At 64.4% G+C, this 22,809-nt stretch carries 25 protein-coding genes; 7 read left to right on the forward strand and 18 right to left on the reverse strand.

The genetic code is table 11. The features are described 5' to 3' along the window. Positions 1-23: 23 nt before the first annotated feature. A complete protein-coding gene (locus DVK01_RS03770) occupies positions 24-818 on the reverse strand; it encodes a sulfurtransferase (RefSeq protein ID WP_121535463.1) in 795 nt (264 codons plus the stop codon). Positions 819-1,082: 264 nt separating this feature from the next. Here DVK01_RS03770 and DVK01_RS03775 point away from each other — a divergent pair, with 264 nt between their 5' ends. The 3 genes from DVK01_RS03775 (at position 1,083) to DVK01_RS03785 (ending at position 4,203) form a co-directional block, all read left to right on the forward strand. Next, entirely contained in the window at positions 1,083-1,946 is an 864-nt protein-coding gene (locus DVK01_RS03775; protein ID WP_121535466.1) for a sulfurtransferase, read from the forward strand. Positions 1,947-2,252: 306 nt separating this feature from the next. Continuing rightward, positions 2,253-2,558 (forward strand): hypothetical protein, encoded by a 306-nt coding sequence (locus DVK01_RS03780; protein WP_101350963.1) that lies wholly within the window; start codon positions 2,253-2,255, stop codon positions 2,556-2,558. Positions 2,559-2,967: 409 nt separating this feature from the next. Then, positions 2,968-4,203, forward strand: coding sequence for an MBL fold metallo-hydrolase (locus DVK01_RS03785; RefSeq protein ID WP_121535469.1), 1,236 nt, complete (start codon positions 2,968-2,970; stop codon positions 4,201-4,203). 28 nt (positions 4,204-4,231) lie between these two features. Here the strand turns inward: DVK01_RS03785 and DVK01_RS03790 are convergent, their stop codons facing one another. Further along, complete coding sequence (locus DVK01_RS03790) at positions 4,232-4,411, reverse strand: ribbon-helix-helix protein, CopG family (protein WP_101350965.1); 180 nt, start codon at positions 4,409-4,411, stop codon at positions 4,232-4,234. A 152-nt stretch (positions 4,412-4,563) separates the two neighbouring features. Here DVK01_RS03790 and DVK01_RS03795 point away from each other — a divergent pair, with 152 nt between their 5' ends. Beyond that, on the forward strand, positions 4,564-5,796 hold the full coding sequence (locus DVK01_RS03795) for a hypothetical protein (RefSeq protein WP_121511415.1): 1,233 nt from the start codon (positions 4,564-4,566) through the stop codon (positions 5,794-5,796). A gap of 209 nt (positions 5,797-6,005) precedes the next feature. Here DVK01_RS03795 and DVK01_RS03800 read toward each other — a convergent pair whose 3' ends face one another. Both DVK01_RS03800 and DVK01_RS03805 read right to left on the reverse strand, forming a co-directional pair. Then, positions 6,006-7,082 carry a hemolysin family protein gene (locus tag DVK01_RS03800; protein ID WP_101350967.1) on the reverse strand — a complete coding sequence of 359 codons (1,077 nt, stop codon included), beginning with the start codon at positions 7,080-7,082 and terminating at the stop codon, positions 6,006-6,008. 191 nt (positions 7,083-7,273) lie between these two features. Next, a complete protein-coding gene (locus tag DVK01_RS03805) occupies positions 7,274-8,215 on the reverse strand; it encodes an oxidoreductase (protein ID WP_121535472.1) in 942 nt (313 codons plus the stop codon). A gap of 84 nt (positions 8,216-8,299) precedes the next feature. On the opposite strand from DVK01_RS03805, the gene DVK01_RS03810 reads away from it, so the two are divergent. Beyond that, positions 8,300-8,554 (forward strand): glutaredoxin family protein, encoded by a 255-nt coding sequence (locus tag DVK01_RS03810; RefSeq protein WP_101350969.1) that lies wholly within the window; start codon positions 8,300-8,302, stop codon positions 8,552-8,554. Positions 8,555-8,628: 74 nt separating this feature from the next. Beyond that, complete coding sequence (locus tag DVK01_RS03815; protein WP_121535475.1) at positions 8,629-8,928, forward strand: hypothetical protein; 300 nt, start codon at positions 8,629-8,631, stop codon at positions 8,926-8,928. A 50-nt stretch (positions 8,929-8,978) separates the two neighbouring features. Here DVK01_RS03815 and thiE read toward each other — a convergent pair whose 3' ends face one another. The 7 genes from thiE to DVK01_RS03850 are packed head-to-tail and all read right to left on the reverse strand — an operon-like array spanning position 8,979 to position 17,315. Continuing rightward, positions 8,979-9,614, reverse strand: coding sequence for a thiamine phosphate synthase (thiE, locus tag DVK01_RS03820; RefSeq protein ID WP_121535478.1), 636 nt, complete (start codon positions 9,612-9,614; stop codon positions 8,979-8,981). Positions 9,615-9,656: 42 nt separating this feature from the next. After that, the gene (locus DVK01_RS03825; RefSeq protein ID WP_101350972.1) at positions 9,657-10,718 is read right to left on the reverse strand and encodes a phosphate uptake regulator PhoU; all 1,062 of its coding nucleotides are present in this window, start codon (positions 10,716-10,718) and stop codon (positions 9,657-9,659) included. 2 nt (positions 10,719-10,720) lie between these two features. Then, positions 10,721-11,398: a phosphate signaling complex protein PhoU gene (gene phoU, locus DVK01_RS03830; protein WP_121535481.1), complete on the reverse strand. Its 678-nt coding sequence runs from the start codon at positions 11,396-11,398 to the stop codon at positions 10,721-10,723. A 3-nt stretch (positions 11,399-11,401) separates the two neighbouring features. After that, complete coding sequence (gene pstB, locus DVK01_RS03835) at positions 11,402-12,343, reverse strand: phosphate ABC transporter ATP-binding protein PstB (protein WP_101350974.1); 942 nt, start codon at positions 12,341-12,343, stop codon at positions 11,402-11,404. Next, entirely contained in the window at positions 12,336-14,990 is a 2,655-nt protein-coding gene (gene pstA / locus DVK01_RS22925) for a phosphate ABC transporter permease PstA (RefSeq protein WP_101350975.1), read from the reverse strand. The genes pstB and pstA overlap by 8 nt, the downstream gene beginning before the upstream one ends. Continuing rightward, positions 14,987-16,108: a phosphate ABC transporter permease subunit PstC gene (gene pstC / locus DVK01_RS03845; RefSeq protein ID WP_101350976.1), complete on the reverse strand. Its 1,122-nt coding sequence runs from the start codon at positions 16,106-16,108 to the stop codon at positions 14,987-14,989. The genes pstA and pstC overlap by 4 nt, the downstream gene beginning before the upstream one ends. A gap of 52 nt (positions 16,109-16,160) precedes the next feature. After that, entirely contained in the window at positions 16,161-17,315 is a 1,155-nt protein-coding gene (locus DVK01_RS03850) for a substrate-binding domain-containing protein (protein WP_101350977.1), read from the reverse strand. A gap of 331 nt (positions 17,316-17,646) precedes the next feature. On the opposite strand from DVK01_RS03850, the gene DVK01_RS03855 reads away from it, so the two are divergent. After that, on the forward strand, positions 17,647-18,651 hold the full coding sequence (locus tag DVK01_RS03855) for a phosphate uptake regulator PhoU (RefSeq protein ID WP_101350978.1): 1,005 nt from the start codon (positions 17,647-17,649) through the stop codon (positions 18,649-18,651). Between the two features lie 42 nt (positions 18,652-18,693). On the opposite strand, the gene DVK01_RS03860 is transcribed toward DVK01_RS03855, so the two are convergent. From DVK01_RS03860 to rimI, 7 genes are all read right to left on the reverse strand, one after another. Next, positions 18,694-19,479: a hypothetical protein gene (locus tag DVK01_RS03860; RefSeq protein WP_101350979.1), complete on the reverse strand. Its 786-nt coding sequence runs from the start codon at positions 19,477-19,479 to the stop codon at positions 18,694-18,696. Positions 19,480-19,769: 290 nt separating this feature from the next. Further along, complete coding sequence (locus tag DVK01_RS03865; protein WP_121535484.1) at positions 19,770-20,156, reverse strand: rhodanese-like domain-containing protein; 387 nt, start codon at positions 20,154-20,156, stop codon at positions 19,770-19,772. Positions 20,157-20,194: 38 nt separating this feature from the next. Continuing rightward, complete coding sequence (locus tag DVK01_RS03870) at positions 20,195-20,737, reverse strand: NUDIX hydrolase (RefSeq protein WP_101350981.1); 543 nt, start codon at positions 20,735-20,737, stop codon at positions 20,195-20,197. Continuing rightward, entirely contained in the window at positions 20,734-21,147 is a 414-nt protein-coding gene (locus tag DVK01_RS03875; protein ID WP_101350982.1) for a hypothetical protein, read from the reverse strand. Before DVK01_RS03875 ends, DVK01_RS03870 begins: the two co-directional genes overlap by 4 nt. Continuing rightward, complete coding sequence (locus DVK01_RS03880) at positions 21,147-21,560, reverse strand: DUF5809 family protein (RefSeq protein ID WP_121535487.1); 414 nt, start codon at positions 21,558-21,560, stop codon at positions 21,147-21,149. The genes DVK01_RS03875 and DVK01_RS03880 overlap by 1 nt, the downstream gene beginning before the upstream one ends. 23 nt (positions 21,561-21,583) lie before the next feature. Then, positions 21,584-22,048, reverse strand: coding sequence for a DUF5810 domain-containing protein (locus tag DVK01_RS03885; RefSeq protein WP_121535490.1), 465 nt, complete (start codon positions 22,046-22,048; stop codon positions 21,584-21,586). Positions 22,049-22,200: 152 nt separating this feature from the next. Beyond that, a complete protein-coding gene (gene rimI, locus DVK01_RS03890) occupies positions 22,201-22,698 on the reverse strand; it encodes a ribosomal protein S18-alanine N-acetyltransferase (RefSeq protein ID WP_101350985.1) in 498 nt (165 codons plus the stop codon). Positions 22,699-22,809 lie beyond the last annotated feature (111 nt).

Here is a 22,809-nt window from a genome sequence, read left to right on the forward strand (position 1 = left end):
GAGTATGCCAGCGCGACGACGCCTCAGTTCGTCTCCAGCGGCCGCCCCTGTGCTTCCCACTCAGTGAGGCTCCCTTCGTAGAAATCCACCCGCTCGAAGCCCAGATGCCGGAGGACGACGTACGTGTGGCTGATGCGCCGGGCGGTGTTGCAGTAGAGAACGACACGTTTCTCGGGGGCGACGCCGGCACTTTCGAGAACGGACAGCGCCTCCTCGCGCGCGAGCAGGCCTCGCGTCTCGTCGTCGACGAGGTCCCGCCAGTCCAGCAGGACCGCACCGGGGATGTGGCCCGCGTCGTACTCCTCGTCCTCGCGGGTGTCGACCAGCACCGTGTCGGAGTCGTTCGCCGCCTCAGCGACCGTATCCGGGCCGACCAGCGGCGTCGACGCCGGCCGCTGAACGGCGTAGTCGGTCGGTGTGACATCGGGCGTCTCGCTCGAGGTCTCCCGTTCGAGTTGCCAACTGGAGAAGTCGCCGTCAAGGAGGTGGAGTCGGTCGGGGTCGTGGCCGAACAGTTCTGCGGTGACCAGAAACCGCGCGGCGAAGACGCCGTGGTGGTCGTCGTACGCCACGATTTCGCTCTCCGGCGAGATGCCGGCCTCCGAGAGCAACCGTGCCCACTCGTCTTCGGCAGGCAGCATTCCTTCGCCAGCATCGGACTCCGCGCCGTGTTCGTCCGCCCGGAACAAATCGAAGGGTACGTTCACCGCACCCGGGAGGTGTCCGAGGCCGTCGTACTCCCACGCGTCTCGCACGTCGACCACCCGGAGGTCGTCGCCCCGACTCGACACCCACTCCGCAGAGACGAAATCAGTCATCGTCCACGCGTAACCGCTCCGTCCGCTTGAAAACTCTCATCATGTGCGGTCGAAGGTGGGTGCAAATGCTGCCGCATTTCGCGCACGCACAGCAGGGCTCACATCCGGACATGGAACGCCATGGCTCCTGTCCGCTGGGCGGCGGACGTGTTGAATAGCGACAGTGCTCAGTAGAGGCAACGTCTGCCGACACGGTGGACGAGTGGCCGAACATGCCGAAAGTCGTAGTAATATATGTCTGGTAGACTTACGCTTCGATGCACTATGACTGACTACGCTAACGACGTGCTCGTCTCGGCCGACTGGGTCAGCGAGCATCTGGACGAGTTCCAGAGCGACGACCCCGCCCACCGACTGGTAGAAGTGGACGTCGACACGGAACTGTACGACGAGAGCCACGCCCCCGGGGCGATCGGCTTCAACTGGGAGACACAGCTTCAGGACCAGACCACACGCGACATCCTCGACAAGGGAGATTTCGAGGACCTGCTTGGCAGTCACGGCATCAGCGAGGACTCGACGGTCGTTCTCTACGGAGACAACTCCAACTGGTTCGCCGCCTACACGTATTGGCAGTTCAAGTACTACGGCCACGACGACGTGAAGCTGCTCGACGGCGGCCGCGAGTACTGGGTCGAGAACGACTACGAACTCACCGACGAGGTCCCCGAGTTCTCCGAAGTCGACTACGAGGCCTCCGGCCCGCGCGAGTCCATCCGCGCCTACCGAGAGGACGTCGAGAACGCCATCGAGCGCGAACTGCCGCTGGTCGACGTTCGCTCGCCCGAGGAATACTCCGGCGAAATCCTCGCACCCCCGGGACTCCAGGAGACCGCCCAGCGCGGCGGCCACATCCCCGGCGCACAGAACATCTCCTGGGCGGCCGTCACCAACGACGACGGGACGTTCAAGGACTACGACGAACTCGAAGAACTCTACGCCGAGTACGGCATCGACGGCGACTCCACGACGGTCGCCTACTGCCGCATCGGTGAGCGCTCCTCGGTCGCCTGGTTCGCCCTGCACGAACTGCTGGGCTACGACGACACCATCAACTACGACGGCTCCTGGACTGAATGGGGCAATCTGGTTGGTGCGCCTATCGAGAAAGGCGAAGCGGACGACTGAGCATAGCGAAGGCGTTCGCTTCGTAGCGGAGCGGGGAGCCCGCAGGGCGACCCGTGGAGCAGGGCGAGGCTGAGTAAGCGCAAGCGCGCGGGGCCTCGAATCGGAACGGCGACCACCGGCAGCCGTGAAGCAGGACGAAGCTGAGTAAGCGCAAGCGCACGACGCGTCAAATCGGAGCGGTAACGGCTTACTTTCGGATTTTTGTGGCGCTGTTCGAGAGCGATGGCGTCCCTGAGACAGTGACATCTGTTCCGGGCGGCACGGCTCGAAAAGCCAGTCGCGTTCCCAACCGTACATTCAAGTCAGATGCGCATCCTACACGCGGGTGTGGACCGAACGGAACTCGAACGGGAACTCCGCGACGCCTTCGACGCCGACCCGGATATCGTTACGGTCGTCGCCAGACAGGCGCGGGACCTCTCGGAATCAGACCAGTTCGTGACCGACTTCGGGGCGGAACTGACCGTTGAAGATGTCATCGACAACCTCGCGGACGCGCCCGAGGAGTATCAACTCGCCGAGCGATGGAACTGGTGGCTGGGTGCACTTGACCTCTCACACGGCGGCTACGCGCGGTTCAGCGTTCGGCAGGACATCGACAAAACGTCCTGACCTGTTGCTGTCGGGATTCCTGTGTGCGAAAAGCGGCGCGACGCCAGTTAGTGTACGCTAAGCCCGTGTGCCTCTCGTGCGTGTTCGAGGAGTTCCTCCGTCGTGTCGAACTCCTCACCGCAACTGCACGTGTGGTACGTCGTCGGGGATTGCTGGCGTGTCGCCATGACAAGTGAACAATGTGCCCCGAGTATAATAATTGTTTATGCTAGGGTGGTAACACTGCCCACCAGATATGTTAGCCACACACAATACAGTACCGAAAAATAGCTCCTTGAGCTTTCATAGCCACTAAGCGTCGATATATCGTCGTGTTCTTGCTCATAGATATTACGCTGCCCCGGCGGCTGACGACACGAGCCGGCCAGAACCGACGAACGGAAACGGACGCGATGCGTCTGTCCCCATAATGGATGTGCAGTTTCTCGGCGGGGCGGGTGAAATCGGTCGGAGCGCCATCCTCATTGACGAGTCGTTACTGCTAGATTTCGGGATGTTGACCGACTCGCCGCCACAGTTTCCGGTTCGGACGCCGTCGCCGGACGCCGTCGTCGTCTCCCACGGCCACCTCGACCACGTCGGGACCATCCCGGCGCTGGTATCGGGCGACGCGCGACCACCGATTCACTGGACGCCGCCGACGTACGAACTGGCGATGACGCTCGCCCGTGACACGCTCAAGCTCCACGGCGGGACGGTCAACTGTCCGTTCACCGAGACCAACGTCAGGCGGGTGACGCAGGTGTCTGAGACCCACGGCTACCGGGAGACGTTCGAGGCCGCCGGCTACGAGGTCACCTTCTACAACGCCGGCCACATCCCGGGAAGCGCACACGTTCTCGTTGACGACGGCGACACCCGACTGCTGTACACGGGCGATTTCCACACCGACGACCAGCGCCTCGTCTCAGGGACGACGGCCCGTCCGGACGCGGACACGGTCATCTGTGAGAGCACCTATTCCGATGTCGACCACGAACTCCGAGAAACGGTCGAGGGTCGATTCGTCGAAAGCGTCGAAACGACGCTCTGGGAGGGCGGCACCGTCGTCGTCCCCGCCTTCGCCATCGGACGAACACAGGAGATGTTGCTCGTCTGCGAGGCCCACGACATCCCCTGCTACGTCGACGGGATGGGTAAGGAGGTGACCGAGATGCTCGCCCAGTACCCCGAGTTCCTCCGGGACGCCGACGCGTTCCGGCGGGCGAAATCGCACGCACGGTTTGTGACTGGCAAGGACGGCCAGCGCAAACGTATCACCGACCAGAAGGCGGCAATCGTCACCACCAGCGGGATGCTCTCGGGCGGCCCGGCGATGACGTATATCCCGGAGGTCCGTGGAAATCCGATGAACAAGGTCACGATGACCGGGTATCAGGTCGAGGGAACGCCGGGCCGGGACCTGCTAGAGACCGGTAGTGCCGAGATAGACGGGCGGATTATGCCTGTCAGCGCGCGCGTCGAGCAGTACGACTTTTCGGCACACGCCGACCGCGGTGGGCTGTTGGCGTACCTCGGTGACTATCGTGACACGCCGGTGCTCGTGAACCACGGCGACCGCTGCGAGGGGTTTGCAACCACACTCCGCGAAGACGGCTACGACGCGACCGCGCCCGAATTAGGCGAGACCGTCACCCTCCAGTAGGCTGTCACGCAGGCGACCTCGGCCTCGCTCAGTCACGCTCGTTCGCGTCTTCGGTGGCGCGCTGTTTCAGCCACTCATCGAGCAGGTCGCGAATCGCGGCGTCCCGGTTGTCGCGGTGGTCGGCGAACGCCTTGTCGTCAATCGCATCGAGCAACTCCTCGTCCAGTTCGACCTCGATCGATTCGAGGTCCAGAAACGCTTCGTCCATTGATTACGGGGAGTTGAACGGCCAGAGAAATATATCCTCGTCAGACAGCCGTCGGTCAGTCGCGTGACAGGGGCCATAGAGGCGATGAACTCCAGAAGCCTGTCAGGAAACCGCCGTGCTTTGATTACGACTCGTGTCGTATTCACGTCGTGATGGGCTCGCTACAGTCTCTTATCGGTCCCCACCGGCTCGACGCGCTCGGCGCGTGGACGGTAACGGGAATTCTCATCGGCGGCGTCGGACGGTTCCTGGCCGGTGGCGAATTCGAGTGGGCAGTGCTCACGGCACTCCTCGTCGGTATCGCGGTCACGGTTCCGTTCGCCACGCGGAATCTCGAAACGACGGTGCCTGCGGAGTTGCTCGGACTGGTCGCGGTCCCGGTACTCGTCCGGACGGTCGGCGGTTTCCCGCAGGTCACCCCGTTCCTCGTAATCGCCGGGGTCGCACTGCTGTTGGCCGTTGTCCTCGATGCGTGTACCTCACTGACGATGACGCCGCGGTTCGCAACGGTGTTCGTCGTCATCGTGACGATGGCCGTCGCGGGCGTCTGGGCGGTCGGTATCTATGCGACCGACACGCTACTGGGAACCGCGTTCCTCGACGGGCAGACGGAGCTGATGTGGGACCTCGTCACTGCAGCGACCGCCGGTATCATCGCCGGTGTCGTGTTCGAACTGTACTTCGAACGGTCGGCGCGCATCGCCCGACTGCGCGTCTCGGGCGCAGACCCATCCGAACGTGACCAGTCGGGTACGTCCCTTCCCGGAGACGGCAAGCACCACCGCATCGCGGTCCGGACGCTACAGGCGGTCCTCGGGGTAATATCCGCCTTCGCGCTCGTCCGGGGCAACGTGACGCTGTTCGTCAACAGCGCCGGCCCGCTGGCGATAACGTTCCTGCCGGCGCTGTTCCGCCGGGAATACGACTACGCGATGGACACCGGTCTTGTGCTGTGGATCACGGTGGCGTCGACGCTGCACGCGGCCGGCGCGCTCGAACTGTACCAAGCGTTTGGCTGGTACGACAGCCTGGCCCACGCCGTCTCGGCGTCGCTGGTCGCCGGCGTTGGGTACGCGGTCGCGCGGGCGGTCGAACGCCACTCCCGTGCGGTCGATTTCAACCGCGGGTTCCGCGCCACCTTCGTCGTCCTGTTTGTCCTCGCGGTTGGCGTCGGGTGGGAGATACTTGAGTTCGCAAGCGGCGGCCTCGCGTCGGTGGTCGGCGGCGAGGCGGTCCTGGCACAGTACGGCACGGGGGACATCGTGAACGACCTCGTGTTCAACACGGTCGGCGCGCTCGTCGTCGCGGGCTGGAGCACCGCCCACTTCGAGGGCATCGCGGCCCGGCTCACCGGCCGGGTCGGGCGGCTCGCGGGCGGGGACTGAGCGTCCCGAGAGTGGGGCTGCGGTACGACAGACCGGCGCGTATGGAGCGAACGCGACTCGACTTCGACCGCTACTTCGAAGTGGTCATGGAGGCCGGCAAACGCCACAGCATAGAGAACGACGGAGACGCCCCTAAAGACGGTCAACGTCTACACGCCGCCGCGGTAGCCGTCAGGCCTCAGTGCCGTCGACCGGTAGTACTTTCAGCGTCACTCGACGCCGGCTTCGGCGTCCATCGGGTCCTGGATGTCGCCGACGACCTCCTCCAGCAGGTCCGTGACCGTCACCAGCCCGACGACTTCGCCGTCTTCGAGCACGAAGGCCAGTTCCTGGCGCTCGGCCTGGAACTGGTCGATGGCGTCACTGACGGTGGTGTCGGGCGACATCGTCATCGGCGGCGAGGCGACGGCTTCGAGGTCGATGCCGTCGAGCAGGCCGCCCGCCCCGTCCTGTTCCTCGCGCTCGTCGACCAGCGCCGGGATGTAGACGATGCCGAGGAAGTCTTCGAGCGTCTCGCCGACGAGCGGGTAGCGGGTGTGGGGCGTCTCGGCGATGCGCTCGGCGTTGGTCACGTCGTCGTCGGTCGGCGACAGCGCGACGATGTCCTCGCGGGGCACCATCACGTCGCCGACTTCACGGTCGCCAACGCGGAACGCAGAGATAATCTCCTCACGACGCTCGTCGGGCACGTCGCCGCGGTCCAGAACGGAACCGAGTTCGTTGCGTAGTTCGGCCCGGGACTCGATGCTGTCGACCTCCGCTTCGAGCCACGCGCCGGACATCTCGACGCCGAACAGGCCGAGCGTCCACTTGGCGACGCCGTCGCCGACCTTGATAATCGGCGAGATGACCCACGCGAAGTAGTACAGCGGCGTCGCGCCGTACCGGCAGACGAACTTCGCGCGCTCGACGCCGAGGTACGTCGGCGTCTGCTCGCCGTGGGTCAGGTGGACGAGGTTGATGATGAGGAAGGCGATGGCCGCGCCGGCCCCGACGCCGGCCAGCGCAGAAGACTGGAAATACGGCTCGAAGATGGCAGCGAGCGCCGGCTCGGCGACGATACCGACCGCAATGCTGGAAGCGGTGATGCCGACCTGACAGCTCGTCAGGTAGATTTCGAGGTCGTCGGTCATCTCCCAGGCCCGACGGAGGCCGGGTTCGTCGAACTCCGACTCCGAGTACTGTCTGGCCCGGGTCAGGGCAAACTCGATGGCGACGAAGAAGCCGTTTGCGAGGATCAGGGCGACCCCTGCAAGCAGCCTGAGCGCGATTTCGACTGGTTGCATGTATCGGCGGGATTCACCAGCCGGACAGGAAAGCGTGGTGACATCGGGTCAGTCGCCGGCCCCCCGACGGCGGGCGAGCCAGCGACCGACGACCAGCGCGGCAGCGCCCGCGACCGCGGCGAGCGCGAGGCGAAGAGGCGGAGGAACGGCCCGGAGCTGGCATAGCACGTCCGCACCCGAGAAATAACCGTTTACGCGCGCTCGAAGTCGTACTCGACGCCGGTGAGGTCGGTCGAGACCGCCCAGAGCCGTTCGGCGGTCGCCTCGTCGCGCGAGGCCGCGTTGGACTGCTGGAACTCGGGCGGGCCGCGCATGTCGAGCAGGCCGCCGGGGCCGACGTACTCGCCGCCGATGACGTCGTCGGCGGTGGCAGCGTACAGCATCGGGAGCGCGCCCTGCTCGGCGGACTGGGCGAGCACAGCGTTGGCGAGGCCCATAGCCGCGGTTCGCAGCGTCGACCCCATCTCCCGGGGTCCGCGGAACTGGAGGTCGGTATCGGCGTAGCCGGGGTGGCAGGCGACGCTTATCACGTCGTCCCAGCCGTGGTTGCCCAGCCGGCGCTGGAGTTCGTAGGCAAAGAGGAGGTTGGCGAGCTTGCTCTGGCCGTAGGCCGACCACTTCCCGTAGGAGCGCTCGCCCTGCAGGTCGTCGAAGTCAATCTCGCCCATCTCGTGTGCACCGCTGGACTGCGTGACGATTCGGGACTCGCCGTCGGCGGCCCCGAGGAGGTCAAGGAGGTGCCCGGTCAGGGCGAAGTGACCCAGATGGTTGACGCCGAACTGCGTCTCGAAACCGTCGGCCGTCTCGCTCCGGGGAATCGCCATGACGCCGGCGTTGTTACAGAGAATGTCGACGGCGTCGTAGTCGTCTTGGAGGCCGTCGGCGAAGGATTCGACGTTCGAGAGGTCCGCGAGGTCACACTCACGGATATCGAGCGTCGCGTTCGGCACGGCTTCGCGGATCTCCGCTGCGGCCGATTCACCGCGGTCGACGCTCCGGCAGGCCATCACAACCGTCGCGCCTCTGCGAGCGAACGCCTTCGAGCCTTCAAGTCCCAGCCCGCTGTTCGCGCCGGTTACGACCACGGTTCGGTCCGTCAGCGGGGGCATGTCTTCGATAGTCCAGCCTGTCATTGAGGGAGCTACGGGCGCGAAGCACTGAAACCCATCGCCGACGGGAGAGTGAGAGTCTTATGCTGTCGCCCCCGTGTTCCAGTGATGAGCGACGTGTCGATCACCGTCTACACGCGCGAGGACTGCCATCTCTGTGAGAAGGCCATCGAGACAATCGAGCAAGTCGCCGACGACGAGGAAGTCGCTATCGCGCTAGACCTCGTCGACGTTGACGAAGATCCCGAGCTTCAGGCGGAGTACGGCGAGCGCGTTCCCTACGTCTTCGTGGACGAGTCGCCGGCGTTCAAGTACCACGTCGACGAGCGACAGTTACGCGAGAAGCTGCAGCAGTCGGCGTAGCGGTCTGGACACGACAGACCCTCTGTCGCGGCTACCACCGCAATTTATTAATTCTGGGACGCATCTCACCGCTGATGCCCTCCAGTATCAGCAACGCTGTGTTCAGCGAACCGTCCGGGCCACGGATTGCTCTCGTCCACTTCGCTGGGTCACTTGTCTTCGCCGGTCTCTACGTGTCCGCCTGGGTTACCGAGGGTGCTGTCCCGGACAGCTGGTTACTCGCGATGGTCGTCGGAACCGGATTAGCGGGCGTTGCGGAGGTGTTGCCAAAGCGCAGACGACAGACAGCCGGCGTCCTCCGCTCGGTCGCGATTCTCGTGTTTCTCTGTCTCGTCGTCGTCGCCCTCGTCGCGCCCGACCTTCTCGGTATCTGAGCGCCGCCCGCAAACCGGGCTGTCTCGGCGGTACCGCGAACAAGCCAGTGCTATCGCCCCTGCTCGACGGCACTGTGTAACGCGTCCGTCGCCGCTGTCGGGTCGTCGGCCTGCGTGATTGCTGTGATGACAGCGACCCCGTCCGCACCCGCTCTGACGACCTCAACGGCGTTATCGGCCGTGATGCCGCCGATAGCGACAAACGGGATGTCTACTGCTTCTGCGATAGCAGCGACTCGCTCGGTGCCGATGGCGTACTCGTCGTCATCGATGTCGTCTTTCGAGCCGGTAGCAAACACTGCACCAACGCCAAGATAGTCCGCGCCGGCCGCCGCCGCTTCCCGGGCGTCTTCGACAGTCGAGACCGAGCGCCCGATGAGTGCGTCCTCGCCCAGCAAGTCCCGCGCGACCGGAACAGGAAGGTCGTCGTCGCCGAGGTGGACCCCGTCAGCGTCGAGTGCCTGTGCGATGTCTACGCGGTCGTTGACGACGAACGCGACGTCGGCCTCGCGGGTCAGGTCCCGCAGTTCCCGACCGAGTTCGTAGCGTTCGCGCGCGGTCCGGTCCTTCTCGCGGAGTTGGACGACGCCGACGCCACCGTCAATCGCGTCTGCGACGATTTCGTCGGTTCTCCGACCTGCCGAGAGCGACGCCTGCGTGACGAGATACACGTCCCAGTCAACCATAGCCAGTCTCGGAACCGATGACTCTTGTGTGCTGTGCGTTGGTCAGGACTCTGTTTCAGCTGTCGAACTCGACGCGTTTGCCTCGTCGGTGTCAGTTGCCGGGTCCGAGAGCGCGCCGTCGCGAACAGCCATCCGGAGCCCGAACTCGGCGATATTACCGCCGTGTTCCGCCGTTCTAGCGAGGCTGTCGAGGGCGCGCGTGAGCCGGTAGTCGGCGTCACCGGACTCGAACAGCTGTCGGTCGAGACTGGTTATCCGCTCTCGAACGTCCCGGCGCGTGGCCAGTGTCTGTCGGGCGGTGTCGACACAGGCGTCGCCAATGATCACTCGGACAGCGTCCTCGACGACAGCGTGGACATCCTGTGCAATGCTGTCGAGGGCTGTGATGATACGCTCGTCGGGTTGGCCGTCGAGTCGGTCGGCGACGGTCCCGATGCGCTCGGCGTGATCGGCCACGCGTTCGAGTTCGTTCGCGGTCCCCCAGAGGGTGAACAGTTCGGGACGGGTCAGCCCGAGCGCGTCTATCTCGTCGAGGCGGGCCAGCCCGCGCTCGAAGTAGCGGTCTATCATGGCGTACAGCCGGTCGGCCTGCTCGTCGCGGTCGGCCCACCGGTCGCCGGTCGTCCCGGTCGTGAGCGCGGCCATCGCGTCCCGGTGCATCGACAGGGCGACGAACTGGAGCTGGCGGACCGACTGGCTGACGGACACCTCGCCAGCATCGAGCATCGTCCGGACCGTGACCTGTGACTCGGTCGCCTCAGCGACGGTCACACCTGTCAGGTTCCGGGTGACGCGTTCGATGGCCCGGTGTTGTTCGTCGCTGTAGCCATCGGGGACTTCAAGGACGACAGATTCGACGCCAGCGGCGTAGGCCGCCCGCAACAGCTGCTCTATTTCCGCCGGGTCGTCGTTGCCGACTTCCAGTCTGAGGCGGTTCCGCGCCGTCGTCTGTGACTCAGGGGTCTGGATTACCAGGAGCCCGTCGATGTGCGTGTGGAGGTTCACCGTCGTTCCGGCCGTACAGTTCTCCGATTCGGCCCACTCTTTTGGGAGCGAAACGGTGTACGTGCCGCCGCCGACGGTCTGTATCTTTCGGGTTTCCATAGCTAGTAAATGAGTTCTGAGTCGGTTTCGACCATGTACAGCGTGCGTGCCGCGATGTTGACCGCGTGGTCGCCGACGCGTTCGAGGTCCCGAACCGTCAACAGGAGCCGGGACACGTCGTCGAGGAGTTGCTCGACCGCCCAGCCGTCGTCGCCGTCGGCCTCCCGTTCGATGAGGTCCCGGGCGACGGTCTCGCTGGCCCGCTGGCAGAGCGCATCGAGCGCGTCGTCATCAGCCGCGATAGCGCGACAGTCCTCGACGGCTTCCAGTCGATAGGCGTCGATACTACGCTCGACCATGTCGGTGGCCTCGCGGCCGATAGTGTCGACGTCGACCTCGGGGGCAAGTCGACGGTCGGCCGACTGTGCGTAGGCCGCGAGGTTCGTGGCGAGGTCCGCGACGCGTTCGAGGTCGGTGATGATTTTGAAGGAGGCGGCGACGAAGCGCAGGTCGGTGGCGACAGGCTGCTGGAGGGCAAAGAGGTCGATGCAGTCGGCTTCGAGCGTCAAGTACAGCTCGTTTATTTCTTCGTCGCCATCGATGACAGACTGCGCCATCTCCCGGTCGACGGTCCGGAGCGCAGTGAGCGCCGATTCGAGTCGCTCGACGACCAGATCGCCCATCCCGACCACGCCGTCCCGGAGTTCGTCCAGTTGTTGCTGGTACGACTCGCGCGACATGGGTCACCCGAACTTGCCGGTGATGTAGTCCTCGACGCGCTGGCTCTCGGGGTTCTCGAATATCTTGTCGGTGTCGTCGTACTCGACGAGTTCGCCGCCGGTGAGGAACACGGCCGTCTGGTCGGAAATGCGGGCCGCCTGCTGCATGTTGTGGGTGACGATGACGACCGTGTAGTCCTTCGACAGCTCCTCGACGAGGTCCTCGATTTTCGAGGTGGCGATGGGGTCCAGCGCCGAGGCCGGCTCGTCCATCAGGATGACCTCGGGGTCAACGGCCAGACAGCGCGCGATACAGAGGCGCTGTTGTTGCCCGCCCGAGAGGCCGAGCGCGTTGTCGTCCAGTCGGTCGCTAACCTCGTCCCACAGCGCGGCCTGCTTCAGCGAGCGCTCGACGAGTTCAGCCTCTGCCTCGGTGTCGTCGCGACCGAACAGGCGCGCGAGCAGGCCCTTGTTGATGTCGCCGTGCTTGCGCGGGCCATACGAGATGTTCTCCCGAATGGACTTCGGGAAGGGGTTGGGCGACTGAAAGACCATCCCGATACGCTTGCGCAGTTCGACGAGGTTGGCGTTGGGGTCGTAGATCTCGGTCCCTTCGAGTTCGACCGAGCCGTCGATGCGGGCGGCCTTGATGCGGTCGTTCATGCGGTTGAGACAGCGAAGGTACGTCGACTTGCCACAGCCGGATGGCCCGATAAGCGCCGTGACGCTGTTCTCGGGGATCTCCATCGAGACATCCTTCAGCGCGTGGTCATCACCGTACCACACGTCGAGGTTCTCGACCGAGAGCTTCGATTTGCCGTCGAAGTCGTACTGCCGCCACGCCTCGCGGATCCGCTCGTCGCTCTCGCCGGCCGTCGTCTCGGCGCTTGGCGAGGTGGTGTCGACTGTCTGTCCGCTGTTCGTTTGCGTGTCCGTGCTCGGCTCCGTGTTGATGCTATCACTCATAGTTGAGTTTCCTCCGGAAGTATGTCCGCGCCGTGATACCGACTGCGTAGAACGTCAGCACGACGATCAGCAGAATAAACGCTGTTGCCCATCCCATCTGTGGCGACCCCGACACCCCGGCCGCGATGACGGCCCACACCTGCGTCGGCAGCGACGCCGAGGCCGAAAGCAAGGCGTCATTGACGATGAACGGTGGCCCCGAGACGAAGCGGAAGCCGTCGATGACGTCGACGGCGGCCGTCGCGTTCAGCGTCGAGCCGAGGACAAGGATGAGCGGGGCAGTCTCGCCAGCGATGCGGCCGACGCCGAGGATGACGCCGGTGATGACGCCCGGCATCGCCGCCGGAAGGACGACGCTTTTGATGGTCTCCCACTGGGTCACACCCAGTGCCGCGCTGGCGTCGCGGTACTCGTCGGGGACCGACTTGATTGACTCCCGCGAGGTGATGAGCACCAGCGGCAGGAGCATGAAGCCAAGCACCAGCATCCCGGCAAGCAGCGACTCGTCGCCGCCAAGCCGGGGAATCAGGAATGCTGCTCCGAACAGACCGAAGACGATGCTCGGCGTGGACCACAGCGCGTTTGTCGCGATTTCGACCACCGAAGTGAATCGGCCCTGCTCGGCGTACTCGGTGAGGAACACTGCCGCACCAACACCCAGCGGGACGGCGAACAGCGTTGCGCCGATCACCAGCCACACCGTGCCGATGATCGCAGGCACGATACCGCCGGGCTCGGCTCCCAGCGGAATGTAGGCCTGCATCACCATCGGCCACGAGAGGCTCCCCTCGTTGGCAATGGAGACGCCGAGAACGTTGAACGATGTGCCGGTAGCGGCTACGTGCAGGCCCACTAGCGCGGTGAAGCCGGCCGCACCGACGAGGCCGAGTCGCGTCTCCTCAGTCAGCAGGCGGCGGGTAATCGTCTCTTCGCTGGACCGCTTTGCAGCCGTGGTGAGCGTCGCCAGCGCGAGCGAGGCCACAGCGGCCCCGAGCGCGACCGCAGGCACGAGATTTACCGGACCAACTCGCGGATTGATGCCGGCAACTGGCTGGAGCAGCAGCGTCGCCAGCAACAGCCCGAGTCCGCCGAACACCCCCAGCGTGAACAGCGGGGCCTCCCGCTGTGCGCTCTCCGCCAGCGTCGGCCCGTCGCTTGCGAGCACGCCGACGAGTGGGGAGACTGCGAGACCGCCCGCGGCGACCGATCCGGCGACGACAGCGGCGAATGCAACCGTCTCGTTGAGTGGGAGGCCGAACGGAGTCGGGCCGAAGGCGAGGAAAAAGCCGATGAGGACGACCATCGCGAGAACTGCCGTCGGGACGGCCTGTCGGATCGAGCCGGCTCGGTCAGACTGGGTCCCGACGTTGCGGAGCGAGCCGAACGACCGGAAGAACGTGACCGCGAGCAATAGTGCCGGGAGGACAAGCAGCAGCGTCCCGACCGTCGTGCTGGGCGTCACTGCGAGCGCTGTATCGAGCGCACGTCCCTGTCGGTTGACCTGGACAGTGTAGGTGTAGGCGTACCGCAGCGGGGTGCCGGTGACGAGCACGCTCGCAAACACCGCAGCGAGCGAACCAACCGCCGCCAGTGGGAGGATCCGGAATAGCTGTCGCGCGCCAGTGTTCCAGTCAGTCGTGCCCGCAGGCGAACGAGCGAACTGGATTGTAGCCAGAAGAGCTGGCGACAGGAGGACCAGTGCCGTCAGCGCACCGATCGACAGTCCGTGGACGGCGTAGCCGATGCCCTTGATGGTCACGAACACGACGATTGTCGCCATCACAGCCACCATCAGGAAGGCGTTGAGGTTGATGACGAGGAAGGCCCCGTACTCGCGTCCCCGGGCACCGAACCCGGCGCGGCACTTCGCGGCCGACCAAGCCGACAGCAGCGTCCCGACCAGGAGGAACACGGGGATGACCGCGCCGCCGGTGAAGCCACCGGAGAGCGTCTGCGGGCTCCACTGCCAGCCCACCCCGATGGTTCCGGTCACGATTGTCAGCCCGAGTGCGCCGACGACGATAGCCGTCGGGAGCGTCGAACCAAGGTCCTCACGAGGGAGGATCGCCAGCAGGAACAGGCCGACGCCGGCGACGGCGGCGGTGACAAGCCACAGGAGCGAGCCGAATCCGGCAAGGGAACCCCCGACGACGGCCCCCATTGCGAGGCCGAGCGCGCCGAGCGCGCCGCCAGAGAGCAGGCCGGCACTCATGTTCGGTTCCGTGTCCACGAGTTCGAGCCGGGAGGAGACACCGGCGGCAGTGATCGCCAGTGCCTCGACTAGCAACACGGTGCCCAGCAGTGTCGCCATCGTCACCGGAAGGGTCGCGGCAAGAGCAGTCAGCGCCACCGTCGAGATAACGAGGCCCAGCCCGATGCCGCGGACTCGCTGTGAAGTGACCGGGACGACGTTGAGGAAAGAGGCAAGGCCAGTGATGCCGACGGCTCCGACGACGACGGCCAGCAGCGTTCCGAGGGCCGTGGTGAGGGCACTGCCGCTGGTCCCGGGCGGGACGAGGTTCACGAGCGTGACGAGCCCGAGCGTGAAGCCGACGACGCTGAGCGCTATCGCCGCATCGAGTCCGCGGTCGTAAATGTTCGAATCCGCACTGACGAGCTGATCCGTTGTCGCGTAAGCGTCACTCATTGTTGCCCCTTCAGTTTCCGTTGCATACGTCGCTCGATGTACTGCGAGACGATGCTCATGCCGGCGACGATGACGAACAGCATGACACCGGCGACGAACAGCACGTCGACGGTGCTCTCCGAGGCGCTGCCGTACTGGGTCGCAATCAGGCTCGTCAGCGTCGCGTTGGCGTCGAAGATATCGAACAGCGGGTCGGCGAACTGTGTCCCCGAAGCCATGATGGCGGCGACGGCCATTGTCTCGCCGATGGCTCGGCCAAGGCCGAGAATGACGGCCGCGGAGATGCCCGAGAACGCCGCCGGGATAGAGATGCTCTTCATCGTCTGCCACTCGGTCGCGCCCATCGCGACGGAGCCGTCACCCATCGACTGCGGGACGCTGGAGAGGGCGTCCTCGCCGACGGAGACGACCGTCGGCAGCGCCATCACGCCAACGACAACCCCGGCGATGAGGAAGCTTGCCCCGTCGTCGAGGAAGTTCGTCTGGATGAAGCCGTTGAGTACCTGGAAACCGATGAATCCGTAGACGATGGAGGGGATGCCAGCCAGAATCTCCACGCCGGGCTTGATGAGTTCCCGCAGGCGGTCGCTGGCGACCTCGGCGATAAATAGCGCGCCGAACAGACCCAGCGGGCCGGCGACTGCGCCCGCGATGAGAGTGACGACTACCGTCGCCCAGATCATCGGGATCAGCGAGTACGCCCCGCTGAGTGGGTTCCAGTACGTCGAATCCGACGGCAGGACGGCGTCGAGCCAGAAGAACCAGCGAGCCGACCCGCCCTGTTCTGGAATCAGTAGCAGTCCAAGCCCGTGTTCGAGAAACGCTGGTAATGCGCTCGCGAACAGGAAGAACGTAATAAACGCGACGGTCAGCACCGTCAAAATCGTCGCGACCAGCGTGAGCAGGCGTGCAACCTCGGCCTGATAGGTGACCCACCCGACCGCCGTGACGAACACGAACGCGAGTAGCATCGGCAGCGCTATCGCCGGCCGAAACAGGAACACGAGAATCGTCGCCGCCAGCGTCGTCGCTATCGCGCCGACCGCAAGTGCTGCGCCGTCGATTCTGCCCCCGCCCGACACCGACTCACTCTCCGTCGTTGGTATGTCTTCTGTCATATTATTGAAAATCGACCGAGACGGTCGAAATCGTCAGACTGCGTCCGGCCGGTTACACCTGGTCGGGGAGCTTGGCGCGCTGTTCTTCCTGACGGCGCGCACCGAGCTTGAAGTAGTTGTTCGGCGCGACGAAGGTGTCCTGACCGAAGTCGGACAGGATCATGTTGATGACCGCGGCTTCCTTCTTCGAGGTGCCTTCCCACGTGTACATGTGGAGGTCACGTGAGAGGGGGTAGGCCTTCGAGTCCAGACCGTTCTGGTCGTCCTGATAGCTGTAGGTCGTCCCTTCCCACTCCAGGGCGACGGGGGCCAGGCCGTCGGTGTCGATGAACGCCAGCGCGAGGTAGCTGATGGCGTTGTCGGCCTGTGCGATGGCCTGTGCGAGGCGCTGGTTCTGGCCGTAGCGGTTGGCGACAGAGGTGTCCTCCTCGGGGTTGCCGAAGACGTTGGAGACGAAAGAGGTCCGGGTACCCGAGCCTTTGACACGGCCGAGGACCTGAATCTCGCGGTCCGGACCGCCGAGTTCGCTCCAGTTGGTGAGTTCACCTTTGTAGAGGGCTTTGAGCTGGTCACCGGTTATCTTCTCGACGCCAGCGTCGGCGATTTCCTGGGAGACCACGAGCGGCTGGCCGTCGACCCCGACGACGTGGTCGACGAACTGCTCGTAGGAGTCACGGTCCGGGAGTTCGTCCTCGACGTTCCCGGAGGAATTACCGATGTCGTTCTGGCCGTTCATGACCTTCTCGACGCCGGTCCCGGAGTGGGAGAGGCCGACGGTGAACTGGAACGGCGGCCCCTCCTCGCCGCCGGCTTCGAAGCCGTAGAGGCCGGCCCAGTAATCGGCGAGGTTCTGGTCCGTGTCGATGTCGTACTCGCCGTGGGGCCAGTACTCGCTGTCGCTGGCCGGGCGGTTGGCGTTCCAGTAGGACGCCGCCGTGTTGGCGATGGGGTACACCGTCGAGGAGCCGCCCGATTCGAGCGGGCCGACGCTCTCCTGGCTGGAGCTTTCGGTCGCTTCCGTCTCCGCCGAGTCCATCTCCGTCGACGCCGCCTCGGTGTCCGCGCTCCCGCCGGAGCTTCCGTCGGAATCGGATCCGTCGCTGCCGCTGGAACAGCCGGCGATTGCAGCGATACTGGTCGCACCCGTTGTTGCGATGAATTTCCGCCGCGATACGAGGTCTGACAGCCCGTCTGGATCGTGCGCCATCACCAGAACCCAGCGGGACAGGTAATAAGTAACCTGCTAAGATAGCTATATCTATTGGTGTATTACTATATAGATATGGTATGGCAAAAACTCACAAACAGGTAGACATATAGCAGCGAATATGCCGCTATCATGCCGTCAGAGCCCCGAATATGACCGATACTGATGAGCCGCCAGATATAGCATTTTCACCGGTTTGAATTACCTATACCGGCGAATATCGTCGTATCATCGGCGTGTAGCCGGACAATATGTCCTCAAATATTAGAGCTCCGATACAGTATATAGATATGAGTGGATTTATACCATCCCGTGAACGAGTGCCAGTCACATGGAGACACGCAAGGTCCAGGTGACAGGCGGGTCGACGTACACCGTCTCCCTCCCCAAAGAGTGGGCAACAGAGAACGACGTGAGCGCTGGCAGCGTCGTCGAATTCCACGCTGAACGGGACCTACTGTTGCTCGCTCCGCAGCGGGACAACGGCCGCGTAGAAGGGAGTCTCGACGTGGAAGGGCTCGAAAACAGGCACGAACTCACGCGGGCGGTAATGACGATGTACGTCAGCGGCTTCGACATCATCCAACTCGAAGCGACCCGGATCACGGCCGAGCAGCGACGCATCATCCGCGATGCGACCCAGGGACTGGTCGGTCTGGAGATGATCGAGGAGACGACGGACCGGGTCGTCCTGCAGGACCTGCTCGATTCATCGGAACTGTCGGTCCACAACGCGATCACACGAATGCGACTGGTCTCGTTGACGATGCTCTCCGATGCTGTCGAGGCGCTCATCGAGGACGACGACAACCTCGCAGCGGACGTGATGCAACGCGACGACGACGTGGACCGGCTCTGGTACATGGTTTCGCGCGTGTTCCGAACCGTCCTCCGGAACCCGACGGCGGCTAACGAGATCGGCTTCCCGCGCGAGACCGTCTTCGACTTCCAGTCCAGCGCCCGCCAATTAGAGCGTATCGCTGACCACGCGACCAAGATCGCTAGCCTCTCCCAAGAGATTGGGGAGATAACTGGCGAAACCGCCGACCTGCTCGATCAGCTGGAAACCGAAGCCATTGCCGTCCCCGAAACAGCGATGGACGCACTGTTGACCGAAGACTCCGACGAGGCCGTCGAACTGGCAAACGAGGCCCGGAGTCAGATCCCTGACGTCGACGAGACCGCTCGCGAAGTCGACGGCCAGATCCGCGAGTTCGACCCACAGAGCGCGCAGGTGCTCGGGCTCGTCGTCGACTCACTGTCCCGGACCGCCGACTACGGCGGCAACATCGCCGAGAGCGCGCTCCAGAAAGCCGCACCGCGGCCACAATCCTGACCACTCGACAGTATACAAATCAGGCGCAGCCACCCTGCGGCCTTAGCGTGTCGAAACGATGCAGTGGCGACGATGCCGCCTGAGCGTTTCGAGGCACGCGACGGTGTCAGCGAGTGCCGGACACGTCACCGGACAGTCGTCGTAGAGATACCGAACGAGACTGGTTCCGTCGACACCGGAGAGAGCGGCGGTCGACCGACCGTGAAGCTGTTGCTGGCGGGTCGCTGCCACTGCCTCGCACTCGCTTTCGATCTCGGCGAGCTGATTGTCGATGCTGTCGAGTCGGGCCGGGTCAGTCGTTCTGCGTGCGTTCGCACCGAGTGCGGCCCCGCGGCGTTCACAGTTGTCAAGCGTTGCTCGCACTGACTGTAACGACTCCCGCTCGCGTTCGAGCGCCGGGAGCAGCGTCTCGCGCTCGTCGCGTGCTCTCTCACTTGCGGTTAGCAGCGCCTCGTACAATTGTGGAGTCAGGCGCGTTCCCGTGGCGATCTGCGTGCCGAGTTCCGGGCCGAACTCCATCGACATGTTGGCTTCCAGCGAGTCATCGTACTCGGCTTCGAAATGTGGCACAGCCATAACCGTCTCTCGGTAGGCTTCCCGGACGGCACGCAGGTTCGTATCGGGTTTCGGCTGCCGGGCACTGAGCGCCGACATCCCTCCCCCAGATGTGTCGACAGTGCCTGCGGCTCGTGCCGGCGGCTCGATAGACACAAGCTGGGTCCGAAAGCGCCGGAACGCCGTCAGTTCAGCCTCGACACAGTCGATTTCTCGTTGAACGACAGCGAGCGCCTGCTCGGTTCGCGGCTGGCTTGTCTCGGTGTTAGACACGGAACACTCAGCCGGAGTGTTTGCTCTCGTCGTATAGGTATTTTATATGTTCGCTATATAGACGACCGTATTCCTACCGGTGAAGTCGGCAGTGGTCCGCTACGATCAGCGCGACACTTCGCTGCCAGCAACAGGTGCCGGCAGTCCGTCGACTCACGCCGTCCGCAACGGATGCACTTTTCCCGAGTGGGAGACTACGACCTGCTGGTGGCGATGACGAGATGTTACCCCCGCTGAGCCCCTTGTGACGATGCACTATTCCTGAGCCACCATTTCACCCCGAACAACAGCTAAAACGGTGCAGCAGGGCCTTCGTCGGAATCTCCGTCAACAGCCGCAGTGTCTGCCGTCGCCTCCCCGTCAGCGGTTGCACGTTCCAGCGGCCCGTCCCAGCCGTTCAGGCCTGGTTCAAAACTTACAACATCGCCATCAAAGCCTTCATACGACGCGATAAGCCGGGCAGCCTGGACGCTAGACTTCCCCTTCGGACAGACTGTCACGACCTCGTCGTCGCCTTCGAACCGTTCGACTTCGTCAACGAGCGACGGGAACGGGACGTTCTCGCTTCCGGGAATGTGGCCTCGCTCGAACGCGCCGGGCGAGCGGATATCGACCACCCGGACCGTCTCTTCGTCGAGTTTCGACCGGAGCTCGTCGGCGTCGATTTCGCCGTCCATACCCAGCCGCTAGCGGGCGATGCCTAAACCTTCACCGGCTACAGCAAACCGTCGGCCTGTGCCAGCAGGATGCCTTCGATGGTTGCGTCGTTGGCCGGTTCGCGGCGGGCGACCTGCAGCGCTTCGTCGATTGGGACGGTCGTCACGGAGAGGAACTCGTTCTCGTCGAGTTCCCGGTCGACCGGTTCCAGTCCCTCAGCGAAGACGATGCCGCGGCGGTGCCGGAGCACGCCGGTCGAACACGAGAACTCCTCGATGAGTGAGACGCCGGCAGCTTCGAACCCAGTTTCCTCACGGAGTTCGCGCGCGCCCGCAGTCGTGTAGGACTCGTCGTCCTCGACGATGCCGGCGGGGAGTTCGAGACACTGCTCGCGGATGGTCGGGCGGTACTGGTCGACCATGACGAGTTCATCGCCGGTCGTGGCCACCACGACGGCCGCGTCGGGCAGTTCAGCCCAGTAGTAGTCTTTCTCGGACCCGTCGGGCTGGCGAACTCGGTCGTAGCCGCCGGTGTACCAGCCGGTCTCGTACTCACGTTTGCTCTCGACGATGGGCCACTCGTGGGCCGACTCGCGGGTCATACGTCCTGTCGGACCGCGACGTGGTAAAACGTGCCGTTGTGCCGGACGACGACGCCGTCGTCGGTCACAGCCCCGTCGTACTGCTGTCGCAAGGCGTCGCGTTCGTCAAAGGGCGAGTGGGTGAACGCGCCCTTGAGTCCGAACGGGCCGCGCCAGTACGGCTCGGACTGCCCGGCCGCCGACGCGGATGCCTCGGCCAGCGCCGCGCTCGTGTACGGGAAGCGTCGCTCGGACTGGGTGCTCCAGTTGATGGCAGTGCCGTTGTCGACGCTGTACTCGCCGTCGCTCGGCGTAGCGACAGTGTAGTACGGGTCGCCGCTCTTGAGGAGGCCCGGGAGCGCACCCAGCGCCAGCAACAGCACAACGACGGCGATGATTCCGAGCAATGTGTTCCGTGTGACCGGACGCATCAGACGACCTCGCGGTAGATGCGGCCGAAGGCCTGCCGACGGAGCGTCCCGACGGCGGCCCGGCGTTCATCTTGAAACGTCGCCGCGACGGCCTGCTCTGCGAACGGGGCGGCGTGCCAGGCGACGTGGTCGACGTTCTCCGCGCCGACCAGCGTCACCTCACAGTCCGTGTCTTCGCGCCACTCCTCGAACTCCGCCATCGAACCGACCTGAACTGCGAGCGACTCTGCGAACAGTACGTCGCGGGCGGTCTCAATGACCTCACTGGTGACCCGCTCCTCGTAGGTCTCCGGGTCGAGACCCATCGCCTTCGCGACTTCCTTGACGACCACCTGCGCCGTCGGCCCGAACGCGTCGTAGCGCTCACTGGCCTCGGCTGCCGATGCCGGCGCGAACTGCCCCTCAGTGTCCATACGTCCCCTTGCCGCCGGCGGGACTATTCGGTTTCGTCTTCGTTCGTGGCAGTGTCGTCGCCGTCGACCGACGTATCGCCGTCGGTGGCGTCGCCATCGCTCTCGTTGTCGCTCTCGCGTAGCATCTCCCGCGTCAGGTCGCGCGCCTCGGCCAGCACCTCGCTGTCGTGGTCGCTGAGCGCGTTCGACCCACGGTGGCGGTCCGCCCCCTGCGGCAGGTCGGTGTGGCCGTGGTCGTGTTCATGGCTGTGGCCCCCGTCGCTGCGGTCGACGGTGTCTTCAAACACCTGTGGGAACTCCGTCTCCTCGGCGTACTCGACGACCTCGGTGGACAGTTCGTCCTCACCGAGCTGGCCCCAGTCGGGGACGCGCTCGTCGAGCCACGCTTCGTGGTCGTCGCCGCCGGTCATCGCCGTAAACGCGAGATGATTCGCCAGATGCACGTCGTCGGCTTGCGGGTCGTCACACACTGGACAGGCGTATCCCATCAGTGTGCGAACCGTGGACGCGGAGCCGTATATGCAGTCGGGGTCTCGGAGCGGTGGGTACTGCGAGAGGACTGGCTGCGAAGGGGCGTCCGGCAGTAGACGACGGGAGTGCGACCACAGCGCTCAGACAATGCCAGACGTAGCCGACACAGTCATAATAGTCGGACCATCACAAGCGCATCTTCGCCGTTGCTGTAGTAGTTCGGAATAGTCTTGCGGTGCTCGAACCCGAACCGCCGGTACAGCTTTCGTGCGCCGTCATTGTCGGCCCGGACCTCCAGCTTGACTGAGCCGGCCCCCGTCTCGCCGATAACCTCGAGTGCGCGCGTCAACAGCGCGCTCGCAACCCCCTGCCGACGGTACGCTGGCCGAACCGCGAGGTCCTTGATGTGGCCGAGCGGGGTACCGTGGTTCGGCACCGTGTCCGCGATGACGTAGCCCGCGACGGCGGGCGGGTCGCCATCGTCGTTGCCGGTTTCGGCGACGAGAAACCCCGGTTCGCCGAGATAGCTCTCCAGTGCAGAAAACGGCCACGGCTGTGGAAACGACGCCTGCTCGACGCGGTGGACCTCGATGAGGTCCGCACGGACAGCGCGCCGAACCGCCGGGGTACCCGGCGTCTCCGGCCCGTCTGGAGCGACCGTTGTCACGTACGCATTTCGGTGTGGACCTACATATGTGTTACCGCCGACCGAAGATACCCGAGTTCTGACTGTTTGTCGATAGGTACTGATAATTCATGCATCGATACGACCCTGCCA

The organism is Haloarcula sp. Atlit-120R (genome assembly GCF_003665885.1).
Taxonomy (GTDB): domain Archaea; phylum Halobacteriota; class Halobacteria; order Halobacteriales; family Haloarculaceae; genus Haloarcula; species Haloarcula taiwanensis.